The sequence below is a fragment of the Nonomuraea sp. KM90 genome (genome assembly GCF_052246675.1).
Lineage (GTDB): Bacteria > Actinomycetota > Actinomycetes > Streptosporangiales > Streptosporangiaceae > Nonomuraea.
This window is the reverse complement of sequence record NZ_JBQQCB010000010.1, coordinates 190,419-210,228: the sequence shown is the minus strand read 5'-3', so window position 1 is coordinate 210,228 and position 19,810 is coordinate 190,419. Positions and strand designations below refer to the sequence as shown.

Here is a 19,810-nt window from a genome sequence, read left to right as displayed (position 1 = left end):
GTCCTGGTCCCTGGTGGGGTGGTGAGAGCCACCCCACCGCCAAGGGTTTCGGGAGTTCCCGGGCCCGAGTGTGTAGACGAAAGTCAGTCAGATTCTCAAGGAGAGAACCAGTGGCTAAGGCCAAGTTCGAGCGGACCAAGCCGCACATGAACATCGGCACCATTGGGCACATCGACCACGGCAAGACCACGCTGACCGCGGCGATCACCAAGGTGCTTCACGACCGTTTCCCCGAGCTCAACAAGGCGACCCCGTTCGACAAGATCGACAAGGCGCCCGAGGAGAAGGCTCGCGGCATCACGATCTCCATCGCGCACGTCGAGTACCAGACCGAGAAGCGTCACTACGCTCACGTTGACTGCCCCGGTCACGCCGACTACGTGAAGAACATGATCACCGGTGCCGCTCAGATGGACGGCGCCATCCTGGTGGTCGCCGCCACCGACGGCCCGATGCCGCAGACGAAGGAGCACGTCCTCCTGGCCCGCCAGGTCGGCGTCCCCTACATCGTCGTGGCTCTCAACAAGGCCGACATGGTCGACGACGAGGAGATCCTCGAGCTCGTCGAGCTCGAGGTCCGCGAGCTTCTGTCCGCTCAGGAGTTCCCCGGCGACGACCTGCCCGTCGTCCGCGTCTCCGCCCTCAAGGCTCTCGAGGGTGACGAGAAGTGGGCCGACAGCATCGTCGAGCTCATGAACGCCGTGGACGAGAACGTTCCCGAGCCCCCGCGTGAGACGGACAAGCCGTTCCTCATGCCGGTCGAGGACGTCTTCTCGATCACCGGTCGCGGTACGGTCGTCACCGGCCGTATCGAGCGCGGTATCGTGAAGGTCAACGAGCAGGTTGACATCATCGGTATCAAGGAAGAGAAGACGACCACCACCGTCACCAGCATCGAGATGTTCAACAAGATGCTCGACGAGGGTCACGCCGGCGACAACGCCGCTCTGCTCCTCCGTGGTATCAAGCGCGAGCAGGTCGAGCGCGGCCAGTGCATCATCAAGCCGGGCACGACCACCCCGCACACCGAGTTCACCGGCCAGGTCTACATCCTGTCCAAGGACGAGGGCGGCCGCCACACGCCGTTCTTCAACAACTACCGCCCGCAGTTCTACTTCCGTACGACTGACGTGACCGGTGTGGTGAACCTCCCCGAGGGCACCGAGATGGTCATGCCGGGCGACAACACCGAAATGCGCGTTGAGCTGATCCAGCCCATCGCCATGGAGGAAGGCCTGAAGTTCGCGATCCGTGAGGGTGGCCGTACCGTCGGCGCCGGCCGGGTCGTCAAGATCATCAAGTAGCTGGACCGTCGGGGCGGCGGTCGGCCCCGGACCTCGGGACCGACCGCCGCACCACGTAAGGCCCCATGCAAGGCGCCGTGATCCAGCAGTAGCTTCGGCCGGCGGTGGAGACACAGTGACCGAAGTCACTGCCGGATCACGGAAGAAAAGGCAGATCGACTACGTCTGCCTCGTGGGGTCAGTGCGGGTTCGACCTGCATGAACACACAGCGGCAACAGGCCGCACGATACTTTTTCAGACGACAGCGAAGGACACCGAGGCCATTATGGCGGGACAGAAGATCCGCATCCGGCTTAAGGCCTATGACCACGAGGTCATCGATAGCTCGGCCAAGAAGATCGTCGAGACGGTGACGCGGACTGGCGCGAAGGTCGCAGGCCCGGTGCCGCTGCCGACCGAGAAGAACGTGTACTGCGTCATCCGCTCGCCGCACAAGTACAAGGACAGCCGCGAGCACTTCGAGATGCGCACGCACAAGCGGCTGATTGACATCATCGACCCGACCCCCAAGACGGTTGACTCGCTCATGCGGCTCGACCTCCCCGCGGGTGTCGACATTTCGATCAAGCTCTGAGGGAACGCACTGACATGGCTAAGACGATCAAGGGCGTCCTGGGCAAGAAGCTCGGCATGACCCAGGTCTTCGACGCGGACAACCGGATGGTGCCGGTGACCGTGGTCGAGGCCGGTCCGTGCGTGGTGACCCGCGTCCGCACTGCCGACAAGGACGGCTACTCCGCCATCCAGCTCGGGTTCGGGCAGGTCGACCCCCGGAAGGTCAACAAGCCGCTCGGCGACTACCTGCGTAAGCACGACATCACCCCGCGCCGTTACTTCGCGGAGATCCGCACCGACGACGCGAGCGACTACACCCTGGGCCAGGAGCTGCTGGCCGACACCTTCGAGGCCGGCCAGTTCGTCGACGTGACGGGCAAGAGTAAGGGCAAGGGCTTCGCCGGTGTCATGAAGCGGCACGGCTTCGGTGGTCTGGGCGCGTCGCACGGTACGCAGCGCAAGCACCGCTCGCCGGGTTCCATCGGTGGCTGCGCCACCCCGGGCCGCGTTTTCAAGGGTCTGCGTATGGCTGGCCGGATGGGTAACGTCCGCACCACCGTGCAGAGCCTGAAGGTTCACGCCGTGGACGCCGAGAACGGTCTCATCCTGATCAAGGGTGCGATCCCCGGTGCCAACGGCAGCCTGGTCCTCGTCCGTACCGCTGCCAAGAAGGGGGCTGCCAAGTGAGCACCACTATTGACGTCCTCGACGCCAGCGGCGCGAAGACCGGCACGGTTGACCTGCCCGAAGACATCTTCGGCGCCAAGGTCAACATTCCGCTGATCCACCAGGTGGTCGTGGCCCAGCTCGCCGCTCGCCGGCAGGGCACCCACAAGGCCAAGACCCGTGGTGAGGTCTCCGGCGGTGGCAAGAAGCCGTACCGCCAGAAGGGCACCGGCCGCGCCCGTCAGGGTTCGACCCGTGCGCCGCAGTTCACCGGCGGTGGCACTGTGCACGGCCCCGTCCCGCGTGACTACGCGCAGCGGACGCCCAAGAAGATGAAGGTCGCCGCCCTGCGTGGCGCCCTCTCCGACCGGGCCGGCGGCGGTCGCGTTCACGTGGTGAGCTCCCTGGTCACGGGCGAGACGCCCAAGACCAAGGCCGCCCTGGAGGCCCTGCGCAAGATCACCGAGTCGGCCCGCGTCCTCGTCGTGGTCGACGCGGACGACGAGCTGACCTGGCTGAGCCTGCGCAACGCTCCGGAGGTCCACCTGCTGGACGCCGGGCAGCTCAACACCTACGACGTGCTCGTGCACGACGACGTGGTCTTCACCCAGGAGGCGTACGACCAGGTCGTGTCGCGGCTGAGTGGCGGGAAGGAAGACGCCTGATGGAGAAGATCGCCGACCCGCGCGACATCATCATCAAGCCGGTCGTCTCTGAGAAGAGCTACGGCCTGATCGATGAGAACAACAAGTACACGTTCCTGGTGCGGAAGACCGCGAACAAGACCCAGGTCAAGATTGCCGTTGAGCAGATCTTCGGGGTCAAGGTCACCAGCGTGAACACCATCAACCGGCAGGGCAAGCGCAAGCGCACCCGTACCGGTTTCGGCAAGCGTCCCGACACCAAGCGCGCCATCGTGAGCCTGGTGGAGGGCGATCGGATCGACATCTTCGGTCAGATCGGCTGACAGCCATAGAAGTGAGTGGGCCGAGAGGTCCGCGGGGCTGAGACCGTCGCACTCCGGTGCGGCGGGCTCACCCATGTAACCGACGAAGGATGAACGAAAAAGATGGGCATCCGTAAATACAAGCCGACGACTCCGGGTCGCCGCGGATCGAGTGTCTCGGACTTCTCCGAGATCACCCGCAGCACCCCTGAGAAGTCGTTGCTTGCACCCCTTCACAGCAAGGGCGGCCGCAACGTACACGGCCGAGTCACCGCTCGCCACCAGGGCGGCGGTCACAAGCGCGCCTACCGGATCATCGACTTCCGTAGGCATGACAAGGACGGCATCCCGGCGAAGGTCGCTCACATCGAGTACGACCCCAACCGCACCGCCAACATCGCTCTGCTCCACTACGCCGACGGTGAGAAGCGCTACATCATCGCGCCGACGGGTCTCAAGCAGGGTGACCGCATCGAGAACGGCCCGGCCGCCGACATCAAGCCGGGCAACTGCCTGCCGCTGCGCAACATCCCGACCGGTACCTTCATCCACGCGGTGGAGCTCCGTCCGGGCGGTGGCGCCAAGCTCGGCCGTTCCGCGGGCGCCCAGATCCAGCTGCTCGCCAAGGAGGGCACGTACGCCACGCTGCGTATGCCGTCCGGCGAAATGCGCATGGTCGACGTGCGCTGCCGCGCCACGGTGGGCCAGGTCGGCAACGCCGAGCAGGCCAACATCAACTGGGGCAAGGCCGGCCGTATGCGGTGGAAGGGCAAGCGCCCGACCGTTCGTGGTGTCGCGATGAACCCCGTCGACCACCCGCACGGTGGTGGTGAGGGTAAGACCTCCGGTGGTCGTCACCCGGTGAACCCCAAGGGCAAGCCCGAGGGCCGTACCCGTCAGGCGAACAAGGCCAGCGACAGGCTGATCATCCGCCGTCGGTCCAAGAGGAAGAAGCGGTAGGAGCAGCCGAAATGCCACGTAGCCTTAAGAAGGGTCCCTTTGTGGACGAGCACCTTCAGAAGAAGGTCGACGTCCAGAACGAGAAGGGCACCAAGAACGTCATCAAGACGTGGTCGCGGCGCTCCATGATCGTTCCCGACATGCTCGGGCACACGATCGCCGTGCACGACGGCCGCAAGCACGTCCCGGTGTTCGTCACCGAGTCGATGATCGGTCACAAGCTCGGAGAGTTCGCCCCCACGCGTACCTTCCGCAGCCACGTCAAGGAAGACCGCCGCAGCCGGCGGTAAGCGTCCCGAAAGTAGGAGAAAGCGATGGAAGCCAGGGCTCAGGCGCGGTTCGTCCGTGTCACGCCCCTCAAGGCCCGCCGCGTGGTGGACCTTATTCGCGGGCTGCCCGCTTCGGAGGCGCAGGCCGTGCTGCAGTTCGCTCCCCAGTCGGCGAGCGAGCCGATCTACAAGGTGCTCAGCTCCGCCATGGCGAATGCCGAGCACAATTTCGATCTCGACCCCAGCACGCTCGTCGTGAGCCGCGCGTGGGTCGACGAGGGCCCGACGCTGAAGCGGTTCCGTCCGCGTGCACAGGGTCGCGCCTATCGGATCAACAAGCGGACGAGCCACATCACCGTGATCGTGGAGTCCCGCGAGCCGAAGGGAAGGACCCGATAGTGGGCCAGAAGGTTAACCCGCACGGGTTCCGCCTCGGCATCACGACCGACTTCAAGAGCCGGTGGTACGCCGACAAGCTGTACAAGGCATACGTCGCCGAGGACGTGGCGATCCGCCGCATGCTGCAGAAGGGCATGGAGCGGGCCGGCATCTCCAAGGTCGAGATCGAGCGCACGACGGACCGCGTGCAGGTGGACATCCACACCGCGCGTCCCGGCATCGTGATCGGCCGCCGCGGCGCCGAGGCGGACCGTATCCGTGGCGACCTGGAGAAGCTGACCAAGAAGCAGGTCCAGCTGAACATCCTCGAGGTCAAGAACCCCGAGATCGACGCTCAGCTGGTCGCCCAGGGCGTCGCCGAGCAGCTGTCCAGCCGTGTCTCGTTCCGCCGCGCCATGCGCAAGGCGATGCAGTCGGCCATGAAGTCCGGCGCCAAGGGCATCCGTGTCCAGTGCTCCGGTCGTCTGGGCGGCGCCGAGATGTCCCGGTCGGAGTTCTACCGCGAGGGTCGCGTGCCCCTGCACACCCTTCGCGCGGACATCGACTACGGCTTCTACGAGGCCCGTACGACCTTCGGCCGCATCGGCGTGAAGGTCTGGATCTACAAGGGCGAGGCTCCGACGAGCCGCGCCGAGCGTGAGGCGGCTGCCGCCGGCGCTCGTGCCGGCCAGCGTCGTGACCGCGACGACCGTCGCGGTGGCGGCGGCGGCGGTGACCGTCCGCGTCGTGGTGGCGGTGACCGCCCCCGTCGTGGTGGTGGCCGCGGCGACCGCGCCCCCCGCACCGAGGCGGCCTCGCAGGCCGCCCCCGAGACCGGCCCGGCTGCGCAGCCGGGTGCTGAAGGGAGCTGACCATGCTGATCCCGCGCAGGGTCAAGCACCGCAAGCAGCACCGGCCTGACCGCAGCGGAGCCGCCAAGGGCGGCACCAGGGTCGTGTTCGGCGAGTTCGGCATTCAGGCGATTGAGCACTCCTACGTGACCAACCGCCAGATCGAGTCCGCTCGTATCGCCATGACCCGTCACATCCGCCGTGGCGGCAAGGTGTGGATCAACATCTACCCCGACCGTCCCCTCACGAAGAAGCCCGCCGAGACCCGCATGGGTTCCGGTAAGGGTTCGCCGGAGTGGTGGATCGCCAACGTCAAGCCCGGACGCGTGATGTTCGAGCTGTCCGGCGTGGCGGAGTCGGTCGCGCGTGAGGCGCTCACCAGGGCGATCCACAAGCTGCCGATGAAGTGCAAGATCGTTAAGCGTGAAGTGGGTGAGGCGTGATGGCTAAGGGCCTGACCGCCGGCGAGCTGCGAGTGGAGGACGAGGACACTCTCGTCCAGAAGCTCAAGGAAGCCAAGGAGGAGCTGTTCAACCTCCGTTTCCAGGCAGCGACCGGTCAGTTGGAGAGCCACGGGCGGCTGCGTGCCGTCCGCCGCGAGATCGCCCGTATCTACACCGTGATGCGCGAGCGCGAGCTGGGCATCGTCACGGTCGAGAAGGAGACGAGCGATGGCTGAGACCGAGACCACCGAGACGACGAACGAGCAGCGGAACTTCCGCAAGGTCCGTGAGGGCCTCGTGGTGAGCGACAAGATGGACAAGACCGTCGTCGTCGCCGTCGAGGACCGCGTCAAGCACCGTCTGTACGGCAAGGTCATCCGCCGTACGACCAAGTACAAGGCGCACGACGAGGCCAACGCCTGTGGCGTCGGCGACCGCGTGCTGCTGATGGAGACCCGCCCCCTCTCCGCCACCAAGCGGTGGAGGGTCGTGGAGATCCTCGAGAAGGCCAAGTAAGCCGGGCCCTCTCTGTTGCACCGCGCCTCGTGGGGGCTCTCAGAGCCCCCATGACGGCGTCCAAGGACGCGGGGCCTCCCGGCCTCGCGTCGCCTGCGGTGCGGCGCCCTACGGGGCGCTGTGGCCGGGGGAACAAGACAATGACAGGTTCCGCCAGGCTCACGCGAAAGCTCCGCTTTCGCGAATCCCAGAAAACGTGCGAAGTACGTAGCTGCTGAGGGTTCGAAAGCTCTGCTTTCGAACCCTAGGAAAAACGTGCGAAGCACGGAGCTTTCCGAGGATTCGAAGCTCTGCTTCGAGTCTCTGGAAACGTGCGAAGCACGGAGCTTTTCGGGGGGTTCGAAGCTCTGCTTCGAGTCTCTGGAAGCGTGCGAAGCACGGAGCTTTTCGGGGGTTCGCGGGGGCGCAGCCCCCGCGGGAGAACCGGCGCGACTAACAGGAGTTCAGACGTGATCCAGCAGGAGTCGCGGCTCAAGGTCGCCGACAACACGGGTGCGAAGGAGATTCTCTGCATCCGTGTTCTCGGTGGCTCGGGCCGACGCTACGCCGGTATCGGCGACGTCATCGTCGCCACTGTCAAGGACGCGCTGCCGGGCAGCACGGGCGTCAAGAAGGGCGACGTGGTCAAGGCCGTCATCGTCCGCACGGTCAAGGAGCGCCGCCGGCCCGACGGCTCCTACATCCGCTTCGACGAGAACGCCGCGGTCATCATCAAGGACAGCGGTGACCCTCGTGGCACTCGTATCTTCGGCCCGGTCGGCCGCGAGCTGCGCGACAAGAAGTTCATGCGCATCATCTCGCTCGCCCCGGAGGTGCTGTAATGCCGAAGCTGCATGTGAAGAAGGGTGACCTGGTTCAGGTCATCGCCGGCAAGGACAAGGGTGCCAAGGGCCGTGTGATCGCCACGCTGCCGCGCGAGGACCGCGTGGTGGTCGAGGGCGTCAACATGATCAAGAAGCACACCAAGGAGACCCACCAGGGCCCGCGCGGCGCCAAGACCGGCGGCGTGCAGACCATGGAGGCTCCGCTCCACGTGTCCAACGTGAAGAAGCTCAAGGACGACAAGCCCGCCGAGAAGAAGGCCGACGACGAGAAGGTCGACAACAAGGCCGACGAGACGGGTGAGGACAGCTGATGACTGCCACCACCACTGAGACCGAGCGCCCGACGCCGCGACTCAAGACGAAGTACCGCGAGGAGATCGCGGCCCAGCTTCGCGAGCAGTTCGGCATCGAGAACGTCATGCAGATCCCGGCCCTGACCAAGATCAAGGTCAACATGGGCGTCGGCGAGGCGGCTCGCGACTCCAAGCTCATCGAGGGTGCCGTTCGCGACCTCACCTCGATCACCGGCCAGAAGCCGGCCGTCGTCCGGGCGCGCAAGTCCATCGCCCAGTTCAAGCTGCGCGAGGGCATGCCGATCGGCGCTCACGTCACGCTGCGCGGCGACCGCATGTGGGAGTTCCTCGACCGGCTGCTGGCGCTCGCGCTGCCCCGTATCCGGGACTTCCGCGGTCTGTCGCCCAAGCAGTTCGACGGCAACGGGAACTACACCTTCGGTCTGACCGAGCAGGTCATGTTCCACGAGGTCGACCAGGACAAGGTCGACCGGCCGCGGGGCATGGACATCACGATCGTGACCACGGCGAAGAACGACGACCAGGGCCGGGCGCTGCTGAAGCTCCTCGGCTTCCCGTTCAAGGAGGCCTGATCCAATGGCGAAGAAGTCGCTGATCGCCAAGGCGGGGCGCAAGCAGAAGTTCGAGGTCCGGGCATACACTCGTTGCTCGCGCTGCGGCCGGCCGCGTGCGGTCTACCGCAAGTTCGGGCTGTGCCGCGTGTGCTTCCGCGAGATGGCGCACCGGGGCGAGCTGCCCGGCATCACCAAGTCGAGCTGGTAGGTAACCTGAGGGGCGGTCTCGCGCCGCCCCTCAGGCACTCATATTCGGTAGTAGAAGACAGGACGCACTCCGCGTCCGTGACCACGCCGTAGGTCCACCGGTAGAGCATCGCGCTTCACCGACTGGAAACCGCGGCGAGGAAGGCCACTGGCCATGACGATGACCGACCCGATCGCAGACATGCTCACACGTCTGCGCAATGCGAACTCGGCGTACCACGAAAGCGTGTCGATGCCGTACTCGAAGATCAAGGCGCACATCGCCGAGATCCTCCAGCAGGAGGGTTACATCCAGGCTTGGACCGTCGAGGACGCCAAGGTTGGGAAGAACCTCGTGGTGGAGCTCAAGTTCGGGCCCACCCGTGAGCGGTCGCTCGCGGGCCTGCGCCGGGTTTCCAAGCCCGGTCTGCGGGTTTATGCAAAGAAGGACAACCTGCCTCGAGTCCTGGGGGGGCTGGGCGTCGCGATCATCTCGACGTCCGCCGGTCTCATGACCGACAAGCAGGCCGGCAAGCGTGGTGTGGGCGGGGAAGTCCTCGCCTACGTCTGGTAGAGGGGAGGAACACAGCATGTCGAGAATCGGACGGCTGCCCATCCCTGTGCCCACCGGCGTAGACATCACGATCGACGGCCGGGATGTCCAGGTCAAGGGCCCGAAGGGCACGCTTTCTCACACGGTCGCCGAGCCCATCGCTGTGGCTCGCGACGAGGACGGCGCCATCGCCGTCACCCGCCCGAACGACGAGAACAAGGTCCGTGCGCTGCACGGTCTGTCCCGGACGCTGATCGCCAACATGGTGCAGGGCGTCACTCAGGGCTACTCCAAGAGCCTTGAGATCGTCGGCGTGGGTTACCGCGTCCAGGCCAAGGGGCCGACGCAGCTGGAGTTCTCTCTGGGCTTCAGCCACCCGGTCATCGTCGACGCCCCCGAGGGCGTCACCTTCCGCGTCGAGAAGCCGACCCTGTTCCACGTGGACGGCATCGACAAGCAGAAGGTCGGCGAGGTCGCGGCCAACATCCGCAAGTTGCGCAAGCCTGACCCGTACAAGGGCAAGGGCGTGCGTTACCAGGGCGAACAGATCCGCCGCAAGGTCGGAAAGGCTGGTAAGTAGGCATGGCTCCGAAGACTGCGTTCAGCAAGCACACGGCTGCCCGCACCGTCTCGCGGGCCCGCCGTCACCGCCGCGTCCGCAAGAACGTCGTCGGTACGACTGCGCGCCCGCGTCTGGTCGTGAACCGTTCGACCCGTCACATGTTCGTCCAGATCGTGGACGACACCGTCGGCCACACGCTGGTGAGCGCGTCCACCATGGACCCCTCGCTGCGCACGCTGGAGGCGGACAAGACGGAGAAGGCCAAGAAGGTCGGCGAGCTCCTCGCTCAGCGGGCCAAGGAAGCCGGGATCACGGCGGTCGTCTTCGACCGCGGTGGCAACCGCTACGCCGGGCGCATCGCTGCTCTGGCGGACAGCGCCCGCGAAGGCGGGCTCGAATTCTGATGACCGCAATTGAGATGAGGAACCACTGATGGCTGCAGCTCCGCGTCGCGGTGGCGGCACCGGTGGCGAGCGGCGGGACCGTCGTGACGATCGCCGCGGTGGCGCCGCCGACAAGGGCGTCTCGTACATCGAGCGCGTAGTGAAGATCAACCGAGTGGCCAAGGTCGTGAAGGGTGGTCGTCGCTTCAGCTTCACCGCCCTCGTGGTCGTCGGTGACGGCAACGGCCTGGTCGGCGTCGGCTATGGCAAGGCCAAGGAAGTCCCCGCGGCCATCGCCAAGGGCGTCGAAGAGGCGAAGAAGCACTTCTTCAAGGTGCCTCGGATCCAGGGCACCATCCCGCACACCGTGCAGGGCGAGGAGGCGGCGGGTGTCGTCTTCCTGCGTCCGGCCTCGGCCGGTACCGGCGTCATCGCCGGTGGCCCGGTGCGCGCGGTCCTGGAGTGCGCCGGCATCCATGACGTGCTGTCCAAGTCGCTCGGCTCGGACAACCCGATCAACATCGTGCACGCCACCGTGGCGGCTCTGAAGGGCCTCTCGCGCCCCGAGGAGATCGCCGCCCGTCGTGGCCTGCCGATCGAGGACGTCGCTCCGCCGGCGATGCTGAAGGCTCAGCGCGAAGGCATCGCGGAGGCCGCGGCGGCGAAGGCGGTGAGCTAGTCATGGCACGCCTGAAGATCACTCAGGTTCGCTCGAAGATCGGTGGCAAGCAGAACCAGCGTGACTCGCTGCGTTCGCTTGGCCTGAAGCGAATCGGCGATGTCGTCGTCAAGGAGGACCGTCCCGAGATTCGCGGGATGGTCTCCGTGGTGACGCACCTCGTCGAGGTGGAAGAGGTCGACTAGTCATGACTGACAAGGCTCCGCTCAAGATTCACGACCTGCGTCCTGCCCCCGGCTCCAACAAGGCCAAGATCCGCAAGGGTCGTGGCGAGGCGTCGAAGGGCAAGACGGCCGGTCGCGGCACCAAGGGCAGCCACGCCCGTACGACGGTCCCCCTCGGTTTCGAGGGTGGCCAGGTGCCGCTGCAGAGGCGTCTGCCGAAGCTCAAGGGCTTCTCCAACGCCCTGTTCAAGACGACCTACCAGGTCGTCAACCTTGACAGGATCGGCGAGCTGTTCCCCGAGGGTGGCGAAGTCACCGTCGAGACGCTGGTCGCCAAGGGTGCTGTTCGCAAGAACCAGCTCGTGAAGGTGCTCGGCACCGGCGAGATCTCCGTCGCGGTGAACGTGCAGGCTCACGCCTTCTCGTCCTCCGCCAAGGAGAAGATCGCCGCTGCAGGTGGTTCCGTTACCGAGCTGTAAGAGCTATTACGAGGCGTGGGGGCTTTGACAATGGGCCCCCACGCCCGTAGTGCGTTAGAGTTCGCGAGACGGCAGGCTTCTGTCCGGCTCGTTTGACATGAGACTTCAGATGGCAGATCCCCGCACCATCGCATACTCACACCGCCGTAAAGGCGCGCAGGAGGGACCGTGCTGACCGCGTTTACCCGGGCGTTCCGGACACCGGACCTGCGCAAGAAGTTGCTCTTCACCCTGGGCATCATCGCGCTTTTCCGTCTCGGCTCGGTTCTTCCGACTCCGGGAGTCCACGTCCAGAACCTCGCCGCCTGTTTCGATCAGGCCCGTAGTGGCGAAACCGGCAACATCTACGGGATGGTCCAGCTGTTCAGCGGCGGCGCGCTGCTGAAGCTTTCGGTGTTCGCGCTGGGCATCATGCCGTACATCACGGCGAGCATCATTCTGCAGCTGCTCGTCGTCGTCATTCCACGTCTCGAAGCGCTGAAGAAGGAAGGCCAGGCCGGCCAGACCAAGATCACGCAGTATACGCGTTATCTGACCATCGGGCTCGCCGTCCTGCAGTCGACCGCCTTCATCGCGCTGGCCCGTACCGGCCAGCTCTTCCCGAACTGCCAGCAGGACGTTCTGCTCGACCCCGACAACATCTTCCAGATCGTGACGATGGTCATCATCATGACCGCCGGTACGTCCGTGATCATGTGGCTCGGTGAGCTCATCACCGACCGTGGCGTCGGCAACGGCATGTCCATCCTGATCTTCACCCAGGTCGTCGCGGTCTTCCCGTCCGAGCTGGCCAACATCTTCCAGGCGAACAAGTTCACCTTCGCCGTGGTGCTGGTCGTCGGCGTCTTCATGATCGCCGCCGTGGTGTTCGTCGAGCAGGCCCAGCGCCGCATCCCGGTGCAGTACGCCAAGCGCATGGTGGGCCGCAGGATGTACGGCGGCACGTCCACCTACATCCCGCTGAAGGTCAACCAGGCCGGCATCATCCCGGTCATCTTCGCGTCCTCGCTGCTCTACCTGCCTCAGCTGGTCACCTCGCTCTTCTCGACCAGCGAAAACGTGGTGATCACCTGGATCTCGCAGAACCTGGCCACCGGCGACACGCCGATCTACATGGCCACGTTCTTCCTGCTGATCATTTTCTTCACGTACTTCTACGTGTCCATCACGTTCAACCCCGCTGAAGTCGCCGACAACATGAAGAAGTACGGTGGTTTCATTCCGGGCATCCGTCCCGGCCGTCCGACGGCTGAATACCTGAACTTCGTGCTCACCCGTCTGACCGCGCCTGGCGCGCTCTATCTGGGTCTCATCTCCATGGTCCCGATCGTCGCGCTTGCGGTGGCCGGTGCGAGCCAGAACTTCCCGTTCGGAGGGACGAGCATTCTGATCATGGTAGGCGTCGGCCTGGACACGGTGAAGCAGATCGAGAGCCAGCTGCAGCAGCGTAACTACGAAGGTTTCCTGCGGTAGTGCGTCTCGTTCTGGTCGGGCCCCCCGGAGCGGGTAAGGGGACACAGGCCCAGTACATCGCATCGAACCTGTCCATCCCGAAGATCTCGACAGGTGACATCTTCCGTGCCAACGTCTCGGGCGGCACGGACCTTGGCAAGCTGGCCAAGACGTTCATGGACCGTGGCGACCTGGTGCCCGACGAGGTCACCATCGCCATGGTCCGCGACCGTCTGTCCGAGGACGACGCGCAGGACGGTTTCCTGCTCGACGGCTTCCCGAGGAACGTCGCGCAGGCTGAGATCCTGCGCGACATGCTCAAGGACTGGGGCCAGGCGCTCGACCTCGTGCTCGAGCTCGTCGTCGACGACGACGAGGTGGTCAGGCGACTGGCCGGCCGGCGCACCTGCAGCCAGTGCGGGCGCATCTGGCACGTCGAGTTCGACGACAAGAAGGACGACAGGTGCGACGCGTGCGGGGGCGCGTTGTTCCAGCGTGACGACGACAAGGAGGAGACCGTCAGGCACCGCCTGGAGGTCTACCAGGAGCAGACGGCACCGCTGGTCTCCTACTACGCCGACGAGGACATCCTGGTCGGCGTCGACGCGACCGGACCGGTCGAAGAGGTCACGCAACGTGCCATGGACGCGATCCGGCCGTTCATGGGATAGCCGAAGCACGACCGATTTGCGGAGGTGGCACGGGTTTCCGTGCCACCTCGCGGCTATTGTGGGGGGAATTGGGCTCCCACCGTGGCCCGTTGAGACCCAGGGGGGCAAGAGATGTTCAAACGCAACAGACACGGCATCCAGATCAAGTCGCCGGAGCAGCTGGAGAAGATGCGCTCGGCCGGCCTGGTGGTCGGGCGCACGCTCGACCTGCTGAGGCGTACCGTCGAGCCCGGGATGACGCCGCTCGACCTCGACGTCATCGCCGAGAAGGCGATCAGGGACGAGGGCGCGATCCCGTCGTTCAAGGGCTACCAGGGCTTCCCCGCGACCATCTGCGCGTCGGTCAACGACGAGGTGGTGCACGGCATCCCGACGAACGCCCGCAAGCTGCGCGAGGGGGACATCATCTCCATCGACTGCGGCGCGATCCTGGACGGCTGGCACGGCGACTCGGCGGTGACCGTACCGGTCGGCGAGGTGGACCCCAAGCTGACCGAGCTGATGCGGATCACGGAGGAGGCCATGTGGCGCGGCATCGCCGCGCTGACCCCGGGCCGCCACCTGTCGGACATCGGCTACGAGGTCGAGCGGTACGTGAAGTCGCAGGGCCGCTTCGGCATCCCGCCCGAGTACGGCGGCCACGGCATCGGCACCGAGATGCACATGGACCCGTGGATCGCCAACCACGGCAAGCCCGGCCGCGGCCCGGTGCTGGAGGAGGGCATGTGCCTGGCCATCGAGCCCATGGTGAACCTGGGCACCGAGCGCACCCGCGTGCTGGCCGACGACTGGACCGTGGTCACGATTGACGGCAAGCACTCCGCACACTTCGAGCACAGCGTCGCCGTGACACATAATGGTCCTTGGGTGCTTACCGCCCTGGACGGGGGCAAAGAGCGCCTGACCCAACTGCAGAACTAGCCGGGAGTGGGTGGGATGGCGAACAGCCCCGAGATGCGTGCCTCCGACGTCGACCGCGATCGTGTCGCCGCCATCCTCCGCGAGCACACCGCGCAGGGCCGCATCACGATGGAGGAGTTCAACGAGCGGCTTGAGGAGCTCTACCGCAGCAAGACCTACGGTGAGCTGGCCAAGCTGACGGTTGACCTGCCCGATGTGGACATGCGCCACCTGCCCGCCAGGGCGGCCCCCGCGCCGGCGCCGGAGCAGCGCCGCATGCATTCGGGGATGATGGCGGCCTGGAGCGCCTGGGCCGTGGCCAGCGGCATCAACTGGGTGATCTGGCTGATCGTGAGCATCACGTCGGGTGACCTGGTCTATCCGTGGCCGCTGTGGGTCATGGGCCCGTGGGGCGTGATCCTGCTGATGAGCACCATCTTCGGCAACGGCCATCCGAAGCGCTCCTGAGGACTTTGTGCACTAGTGCACTGTGTGCATTCGTCCGCAGTCCGGATACGTCCGGATTCCTAACGTGAGGTGTGTCGAGAACACCACTCACGAAGGAAACCAAATGCGTAAGGTCCTTGCAGCAGCCGCCTTCGCCGGCTCGATCGCCGTCACCGGACTCGCTGTCGCCCCCGCCGCCCAGGCCACCACCGCCACCACGACCGCCACTCAGGCGACCAGCTCCATGGGTAGCTGGGGCAAGTACTACTCCAGCAACAACAAGGCCTACACCTACGGCAAGACCTACAAGTCGGGCAAGAAGGTCTACACCCGGTGGTACGGCAAGGAGTACTCGCCGAAGTACGGCTACGTCTGGTTCAAGTACTACTCCGGCGGCAAGTGGCACAAGTTCTACCGCAAGTGGAACGGCTCGTACGACAAGACCTGGTCGGGCAAGGGGATCTCGAAGATCTACACCTACACCTGCTGGGGCGGCAAGGACAAGTACTGCGGTTCGGCACACCGCATCTACTAGGAGGCCCCCGTTCCGCGGAAGGCCCGCCGAGAATCTCCGGCGGGCCTTCCGCCATGCCGGAGTGGGGGCTGTCGCGCGGAGCGTGGGGTACACTCTTACATGGTTGTGTCAGGACACCTGGCACGCGTTTCGCGTTTTGGGCTCAGGTGTCGTACACTCCTTAGTCGGCTCACTATGACTATCACGCGTCGGCGATCTTCGCTGATCGTCGCTCTCTTCGAAGCGTGAAGGTCGCGGCTGCGTAGTGAACCGGAGCCTCAGACGACCGATCAGTGAAACGCGAGGAATTTTGGCCAAGAAAGACGGCGCCATCGAGATCGAGGGCACTGTGGTCGAGTCGCTCCCGAACGCCATGTTCCGGGTTCAGCTCGACAACGGCCATAAGGTCCTGGCCCACATCAGCGGACGGATGCGGATGCACTACATCCGGATCCTGCCTGACGACCGGGTTGTCGTTGAACTGAGCCCCTACGACCTTAGTCGTGGGCGGATCGTCTACCGATACAAGTAACGACTGAATCCGCAGCGTAGCGAGGACATTCCGCCGTGAGGCGCGAGCTTCGCTCGCAAGGAAGCAACGTCTGAGGAACACGAAGGACAATGAAGGTAAAGCCGAGCGTCAAGAAGATCTGCGACAAGTGCAAGGTGATTCGCCGGCACGGTCGCGTCATGGTGATCTGCGACAACCTGCGCCACAAGCAGCGCCAGGGTTAGTCGCCGCAAGGCTCCTCCGAGTCCGCCCCATCAGGGAGCGGGCTCGACGCATGAGGAGCCTGAGTCAGTAATCGCGTGTCACGCCTGAGCAGGCGACTCCGGTCGAACCACTCAGGAGACCCCCGGTCGGAGGCCGGGGCCCTCACCCCGGGCATTGGGGAGGGGTTGTGAGGCGCAAGACCTCCGCCACAAAGAAGGAGAATGCCCGACCATGGCTCGCCTGGTTGGCGTCGACCTCCCCCGCGACAAGCGGCTGGAGATCGCTCTCACCTACATCTACGGAATCGGCCGCACCCGCGCCCAGGAGATCCTCGAGGCCACCGGTGTCAGCGGTGACCTTCGGGTCCACCAGCTCAGCGACACCGAGCTCGTCCCGATGCGTGACTACATCGAGGCGAACTTCAAGATCGAGGGTGACCTGCGCCGTGAGGTTCAGGCCGACATCCGTCGCAAGATCGAGATCGGTTGCTACCAGGGCATCCGGCACCGCAAGGGCCTGCCCGTGCACGGTCAGCGCACGCAGACCAACGCGCGCACCCGTAAGGGCAAGAAGAAGACCGTCGCCGGCAAGAAGAAGCCCGGTAAGAAGTAGTCCACGCAGCCGCGGGACCGAAGACCTCAGGAGTGAAGGCAAAGAATGCCTCCTAAGAGCCGCCAGGGTGCGCCTAAGAAGGTGCGCCGCAAGGAGAAGAAGAACGTCGCTCATGGGCACGCCCACATCAAGAGCACGTTCAACAACACGATCGTCTCGATCACCGACCCGAACGGGAACGTGATCTCCTGGGCCAGCGCCGGCCACGTGGGTTTCAAGGGCTCCCGTAAGTCCACCCCGTTCGCCGCTCAGATGGCCGCCGAGAACGCCGCTCGCCGCGCCATGGAGCACGGCATGCGCAAGGTCGACGTCTTCGTCAAGGGTCCCGGCTCCGGCCGTGAGACCGCGATCCGCTCGCTGCAGGCCACCGGCCTCGAGGTGGGCTCGATCCAGGACGTCACCCCGGTTCCGCACAACGGTTGCCGGCCGCCGAAGCGCCGCCGCGTCTGAATTAGCCCAGGAGATACAGAGAAATGGCTCGTTACACGGGCGCGGACTGCAAGCTCTGCCGTCGCGAGAAGACCAAGCTCTTCCTCAAGGGCAGCAAGTGTGAGTCCGCCAAGTGCCCCATCGAGATCCGTCCTTACCCGCCGGGTGAGCACGGCCGCGGTCGTCCGAAGGACACCGAGTACCAGCTTCAGCTTCGCGAGAAGCAGAAGACCCGGCGCATCTACGGCGTCCTCGAGAAGCAGTTCCACAACTACTACGAGGAGGCCGCGGGCAAGACGGGCAAGTCGGGTGAGGTGCTGCTCCAGATCCTGGAGAGCCGTCTCGACAACGTCGTCTACCGCGCCGGTTTCGCCCAGTCGCGCGACGCCGCCCGCCAGCAGGTCCGTCACGGGCACTTCCTGGTGAACGGCAAGAAGGTCGACATCCCGTCCTACCGCGTTCGCGAGCACGACATCATCGAGGTCCGCGAGACCAAGCGCAACCTGCTGCCGTACGAGGTGGCTCGCGCCACCGCCGGCGAGCGCACGGTTCCCGCGTGGCTCGGCGTCGTGCCGGACAAGCTCCGCGTCCTGGTTCACCAGCTGCCGGTTCGCCAGCAGATCGACACCCAGGTCCAGGAGCAGCTCATCGTCGAGTACTACTCGAAGTAAGTAGTCACTCGTCCGGTCCGGGTGTGGGAGACCGCACCCGGGCTAGGCTGTTTATCGGAGTGGCGTCATATAGCGGGCGCCACACGAAAAGGGGAGAACCCGAACATGCTGATCGCTCAGCGTCCGACTCTTCTCGAAGAGTCGATCGACGAGACCCGGTCCCGATTCGTCATCGAGCCGCTGGAGCCGGGCTTCGGCTACACCATCGGCAACTCGCTGCGTCGCACGCTGCTGTCGTCCATCCCGGGCGCGGCCGTGACGAGCATCCGCATCGAGGGCGTCCTGCACGAGTTCTCGACCGTTCCCGGGGTCAAGGAAGACGTCACCGACATCATCCTCAACCTCAAGGAGCTGGTCGTCTCCTCCGAGCACGACGAGCCGGTCGTGATGTACCTGCGCAAGCAGGGCCCGGGTGAGGTCACCGCCGCCGACATCGCGCCTCCGGCCGGTGTCGAGGTGCACAACCCCGAGCTCCGCATCGCCACCCTCAACGGGAAGGCGAAGCTGGAGATGGAGCTGACCGTCGAGCGCGGTCGCGGCTACGTCTCCGCCGCCCAGAACAAGCAGCCGGGTCAGGAGATCGGCCGGATCCCGATCGACTCGATCTACTCCCCGGTGCTCAAGGTCACCTACAAGGTCGAGGCGACCCGAGTCGAGCAGCGTACCGACTTCGACCGCCTCATCCTCGACGTCGAGACCAAGCCCGCGATGAAGCCCCGCGACGCGGTGGCCTCCGCCGGCAAGACCCTCGTCGAGCTCTTCGGCCTGGCCCGCGAGCTCAACGTCGAGGCCGAGGGCATCGACATCGGCCCGTCGCCGACCGACGCCGCCCTGGCCGCCGACCTGGCGCTGCCGATCGAGGAGCTGAACCTCACCGTTCGCTCCTACAACTGCCTCAAGCGCGAGGGCATCCACACCGTGGGTGAGCTCGTCGCCCGCAGCGAGCAGGACCTGCTCGACATAAGGAACTTCGGCGCCAAGTCGATCGAAGAGGTCAAGCAGAAGCTGCACGAGATGTCGCTGGCGCTCAAGGACTCCCCGCCCGGGTTCGACCCGAGCGCGGTGGCCGGCGGCGGCTACGACGACGACGACAGCGCGTACGTCGAGACCGAGCAGTACTGATCTTCGCTTTTCCCCGCGTCGCCGTGCGGCGCGGGGTTCAATAACGGACCGCGCGAGCGACCGCGGTCCGGCCCGACTCCGGTACCTGGTACGGCCGGGGCGGGTTAATCCAGGAGGAGAAAGACCATGCCCAAGCCCACCAAGGGTGCACGTCTTGGCGGCAGCCCGGCGCACGAGCGGCTGATCCTGGCGAACCTCGCCACCGATCTGTTCCGCCACGGCAAGATCCGTACGACGGTCGCGAAGGCCAAGCGCCTGCGCCCGCTGGCGGAGCGCCTGATCACCAAGGCGAAGAAGGGCGACATCCACAACCGGCGTCAGGTCCTGACCGTCGTTCGGGACAAGGGCGTCGTGCACCACCTCTTCACCGAGATCGCGACCACGTTCGCCGAGCGTCCCGGTGGCTACACCCGCATCACCAAGATCGGTGCGCGTAAGGGCGACAACGCCCCCATGGCGGTCATCGAGCTGGTGACCGAGCCGCTGAACGGCGTCACGACCCGCCGCACCGAGGCTCCCGCCGCTGCCCCCGCGCCGGCCGCCGAGGAGACCGAGGCGCCGGAGGGCGAGGAGGCCGCCGAGGCCAAGGCCGAGGCTGCTGAGGCTCCCGAGGCCGCCGCCGAGGAGAGCCCGGCCGCCGAGGCCGCTGAGGCTCCCGCCGAGGCGAAGAAGGACGAGGCCTGATCTTCC

At 65.5% G+C, this 19,810-nt stretch carries 34 protein-coding genes; all 34 read left to right on the top strand.

The window, feature by feature from the left end; all coding sequences use genetic code 11:
• Nucleotides 1-110 precede the first annotated feature (110 nt).
• The 34 genes from tuf (at nt 111) to rplQ (ending at nt 19,804) form a co-directional block, all read left to right on the top strand.
• Nucleotides 111-1,304, top strand: a complete 1,194-nt coding sequence (gene tuf / locus ACTWPW_RS14750; RefSeq protein WP_364112959.1) for an elongation factor Tu — start codon at nt 111-113, stop codon at nt 1,302-1,304.
• A gap of 266 nt (nt 1,305-1,570) precedes the next feature.
• On the top strand, nt 1,571-1,879 hold the full coding sequence (gene rpsJ / locus ACTWPW_RS14745; RefSeq protein WP_012887830.1) for a 30S ribosomal protein S10: 309 nt from the start codon (nt 1,571-1,573) through the stop codon (nt 1,877-1,879).
• Between the two features lie 14 nt (nt 1,880-1,893).
• Nucleotides 1,894-2,547, top strand: coding sequence for a 50S ribosomal protein L3 (gene rplC, locus ACTWPW_RS14740; protein ID WP_364112957.1), 654 nt, complete (start codon nt 1,894-1,896; stop codon nt 2,545-2,547).
• Entirely contained in the window at nt 2,544-3,191 is a 648-nt protein-coding gene (gene rplD / locus ACTWPW_RS14735; RefSeq protein ID WP_375116582.1) for a 50S ribosomal protein L4, read from the top strand. The genes rplC and rplD overlap by 4 nt, the downstream gene beginning before the upstream one ends.
• Nucleotides 3,191-3,493, top strand: coding sequence for a 50S ribosomal protein L23 (gene rplW, locus ACTWPW_RS14730; protein ID WP_125644678.1), 303 nt, complete (start codon nt 3,191-3,193; stop codon nt 3,491-3,493). Before rplD ends, rplW begins: the two co-directional genes overlap by 1 nt.
• A gap of 102 nt (nt 3,494-3,595) precedes the next feature.
• Entirely contained in the window at nt 3,596-4,432 is an 837-nt protein-coding gene (gene rplB / locus ACTWPW_RS14725; RefSeq protein ID WP_043623439.1) for a 50S ribosomal protein L2, read from the top strand.
• 11 nt (nt 4,433-4,443) lie between these two features.
• Nucleotides 4,444-4,722: a 30S ribosomal protein S19 gene (gene rpsS, locus ACTWPW_RS14720; protein ID WP_049572698.1), complete on the top strand. Its 279-nt coding sequence runs from the start codon at nt 4,444-4,446 to the stop codon at nt 4,720-4,722.
• Between the two features lie 24 nt (nt 4,723-4,746).
• Entirely contained in the window at nt 4,747-5,100 is a 354-nt protein-coding gene (rplV, locus tag ACTWPW_RS14715; RefSeq protein ID WP_103960883.1) for a 50S ribosomal protein L22, read from the top strand.
• On the top strand, nt 5,100-5,951 hold the full coding sequence (gene rpsC / locus ACTWPW_RS14710) for a 30S ribosomal protein S3 (protein ID WP_364112952.1): 852 nt from the start codon (nt 5,100-5,102) through the stop codon (nt 5,949-5,951). Before rplV ends, rpsC begins: the two co-directional genes overlap by 1 nt.
• A 2-nt stretch (nt 5,952-5,953) precedes the next feature.
• Nucleotides 5,954-6,373, top strand: a complete 420-nt coding sequence (rplP, locus tag ACTWPW_RS14705) for a 50S ribosomal protein L16 (protein ID WP_106253402.1) — start codon at nt 5,954-5,956, stop codon at nt 6,371-6,373.
• Nucleotides 6,373-6,609 (top strand): 50S ribosomal protein L29, encoded by a 237-nt coding sequence (gene rpmC, locus ACTWPW_RS14700; RefSeq protein ID WP_364112950.1) that lies wholly within the window; start codon nt 6,373-6,375, stop codon nt 6,607-6,609. The genes rplP and rpmC overlap by 1 nt, the downstream gene beginning before the upstream one ends.
• A complete protein-coding gene (rpsQ, locus tag ACTWPW_RS14695) occupies nt 6,602-6,889 on the top strand; it encodes a 30S ribosomal protein S17 (protein ID WP_364112948.1) in 288 nt (95 codons plus the stop codon). The genes rpmC and rpsQ overlap by 8 nt, the downstream gene beginning before the upstream one ends.
• A 449-nt stretch (nt 6,890-7,338) precedes the next feature.
• A complete protein-coding gene (rplN, locus tag ACTWPW_RS14690) occupies nt 7,339-7,710 on the top strand; it encodes a 50S ribosomal protein L14 (RefSeq protein ID WP_026214151.1) in 372 nt (123 codons plus the stop codon).
• An 8-nt stretch (nt 7,711-7,718) separates the two neighbouring features.
• Nucleotides 7,719-8,024, top strand: a complete 306-nt coding sequence (gene rplX / locus ACTWPW_RS14685; protein ID WP_364112977.1) for a 50S ribosomal protein L24 — start codon at nt 7,719-7,721, stop codon at nt 8,022-8,024.
• The gene (gene rplE, locus ACTWPW_RS14680; RefSeq protein ID WP_364112946.1) at nt 8,024-8,599 is read left to right on the top strand and encodes a 50S ribosomal protein L5; all 576 of its coding nucleotides are present in this window, start codon (nt 8,024-8,026) and stop codon (nt 8,597-8,599) included. The genes rplX and rplE overlap by 1 nt, the downstream gene beginning before the upstream one ends.
• 4 nt (nt 8,600-8,603) lie before the next feature.
• Nucleotides 8,604-8,789, top strand: a complete 186-nt coding sequence (locus ACTWPW_RS14675) for a type Z 30S ribosomal protein S14 (RefSeq protein ID WP_020542298.1) — start codon at nt 8,604-8,606, stop codon at nt 8,787-8,789.
• A gap of 153 nt (nt 8,790-8,942) precedes the next feature.
• Nucleotides 8,943-9,341 carry a 30S ribosomal protein S8 gene (gene rpsH, locus ACTWPW_RS14670; protein WP_106253393.1) on the top strand — a complete coding sequence of 133 codons (399 nt, stop codon included), beginning with the start codon at nt 8,943-8,945 and terminating at the stop codon, nt 9,339-9,341.
• A gap of 16 nt (nt 9,342-9,357) precedes the next feature.
• Nucleotides 9,358-9,900, top strand: coding sequence for a 50S ribosomal protein L6 (gene rplF / locus ACTWPW_RS14665; protein ID WP_364112944.1), 543 nt, complete (start codon nt 9,358-9,360; stop codon nt 9,898-9,900).
• A 2-nt stretch (nt 9,901-9,902) separates the two neighbouring features.
• Entirely contained in the window at nt 9,903-10,286 is a 384-nt protein-coding gene (rplR, locus tag ACTWPW_RS14660) for a 50S ribosomal protein L18 (RefSeq protein WP_103960876.1), read from the top strand.
• A 28-nt stretch (nt 10,287-10,314) separates the two neighbouring features.
• Nucleotides 10,315-10,944: a 30S ribosomal protein S5 gene (gene rpsE / locus ACTWPW_RS14655; RefSeq protein ID WP_173521477.1), complete on the top strand. Its 630-nt coding sequence runs from the start codon at nt 10,315-10,317 to the stop codon at nt 10,942-10,944.
• Between the two features lie 2 nt (nt 10,945-10,946).
• Nucleotides 10,947-11,129 (top strand): 50S ribosomal protein L30, encoded by a 183-nt coding sequence (gene rpmD / locus ACTWPW_RS14650; RefSeq protein ID WP_080043226.1) that lies wholly within the window; start codon nt 10,947-10,949, stop codon nt 11,127-11,129.
• 2 nt (nt 11,130-11,131) lie between these two features.
• Entirely contained in the window at nt 11,132-11,587 is a 456-nt protein-coding gene (rplO, locus tag ACTWPW_RS14645; protein WP_364112941.1) for a 50S ribosomal protein L15, read from the top strand.
• 168 nt (nt 11,588-11,755) lie between these two features.
• Nucleotides 11,756-13,060 (top strand): preprotein translocase subunit SecY, encoded by a 1,305-nt coding sequence (gene secY, locus ACTWPW_RS14640; RefSeq protein ID WP_364112939.1) that lies wholly within the window; start codon nt 11,756-11,758, stop codon nt 13,058-13,060.
• Nucleotides 13,060-13,710, top strand: coding sequence for an adenylate kinase (locus ACTWPW_RS14635; RefSeq protein ID WP_364112937.1), 651 nt, complete (start codon nt 13,060-13,062; stop codon nt 13,708-13,710). Before secY ends, ACTWPW_RS14635 begins: the two co-directional genes overlap by 1 nt.
• Before the next feature lie 111 nt (nt 13,711-13,821).
• A complete protein-coding gene (map, locus tag ACTWPW_RS14630; protein ID WP_375116583.1) occupies nt 13,822-14,631 on the top strand; it encodes a type I methionyl aminopeptidase in 810 nt (269 codons plus the stop codon).
• Between the two features lie 15 nt (nt 14,632-14,646).
• Entirely contained in the window at nt 14,647-15,078 is a 432-nt protein-coding gene (locus ACTWPW_RS14625; protein WP_364112933.1) for a DUF1707 SHOCT-like domain-containing protein, read from the top strand.
• Between the two features lie 103 nt (nt 15,079-15,181).
• Nucleotides 15,182-15,592, top strand: a complete 411-nt coding sequence (locus ACTWPW_RS14620; RefSeq protein ID WP_443169016.1) for a hypothetical protein — start codon at nt 15,182-15,184, stop codon at nt 15,590-15,592.
• A gap of 289 nt (nt 15,593-15,881) precedes the next feature.
• Nucleotides 15,882-16,103, top strand: coding sequence for a translation initiation factor IF-1 (infA, locus tag ACTWPW_RS14615; protein WP_012887858.1), 222 nt, complete (start codon nt 15,882-15,884; stop codon nt 16,101-16,103).
• 89 nt (nt 16,104-16,192) lie between these two features.
• Entirely contained in the window at nt 16,193-16,306 is a 114-nt protein-coding gene (gene rpmJ, locus ACTWPW_RS14610) for a 50S ribosomal protein L36 (RefSeq protein WP_003956441.1), read from the top strand.
• 211 nt (nt 16,307-16,517) lie between these two features.
• On the top strand, nt 16,518-16,898 hold the full coding sequence (rpsM, locus tag ACTWPW_RS14605; RefSeq protein ID WP_020542286.1) for a 30S ribosomal protein S13: 381 nt from the start codon (nt 16,518-16,520) through the stop codon (nt 16,896-16,898).
• Nucleotides 16,899-16,943: 45 nt separating this feature from the next.
• Nucleotides 16,944-17,348, top strand: coding sequence for a 30S ribosomal protein S11 (gene rpsK, locus ACTWPW_RS14600; RefSeq protein ID WP_020542285.1), 405 nt, complete (start codon nt 16,944-16,946; stop codon nt 17,346-17,348).
• Nucleotides 17,349-17,371: 23 nt separating this feature from the next.
• Nucleotides 17,372-17,998 carry a 30S ribosomal protein S4 gene (gene rpsD, locus ACTWPW_RS14595; protein WP_346113072.1) on the top strand — a complete coding sequence of 209 codons (627 nt, stop codon included), beginning with the start codon at nt 17,372-17,374 and terminating at the stop codon, nt 17,996-17,998.
• 105 nt (nt 17,999-18,103) lie between these two features.
• A complete protein-coding gene (locus ACTWPW_RS14590; protein WP_043623495.1) occupies nt 18,104-19,120 on the top strand; it encodes a DNA-directed RNA polymerase subunit alpha in 1,017 nt (338 codons plus the stop codon).
• A gap of 126 nt (nt 19,121-19,246) precedes the next feature.
• Nucleotides 19,247-19,804 (top strand): 50S ribosomal protein L17, encoded by a 558-nt coding sequence (gene rplQ / locus ACTWPW_RS14585; RefSeq protein ID WP_443169015.1) that lies wholly within the window; start codon nt 19,247-19,249, stop codon nt 19,802-19,804.
• Nucleotides 19,805-19,810 lie beyond the last annotated feature (6 nt).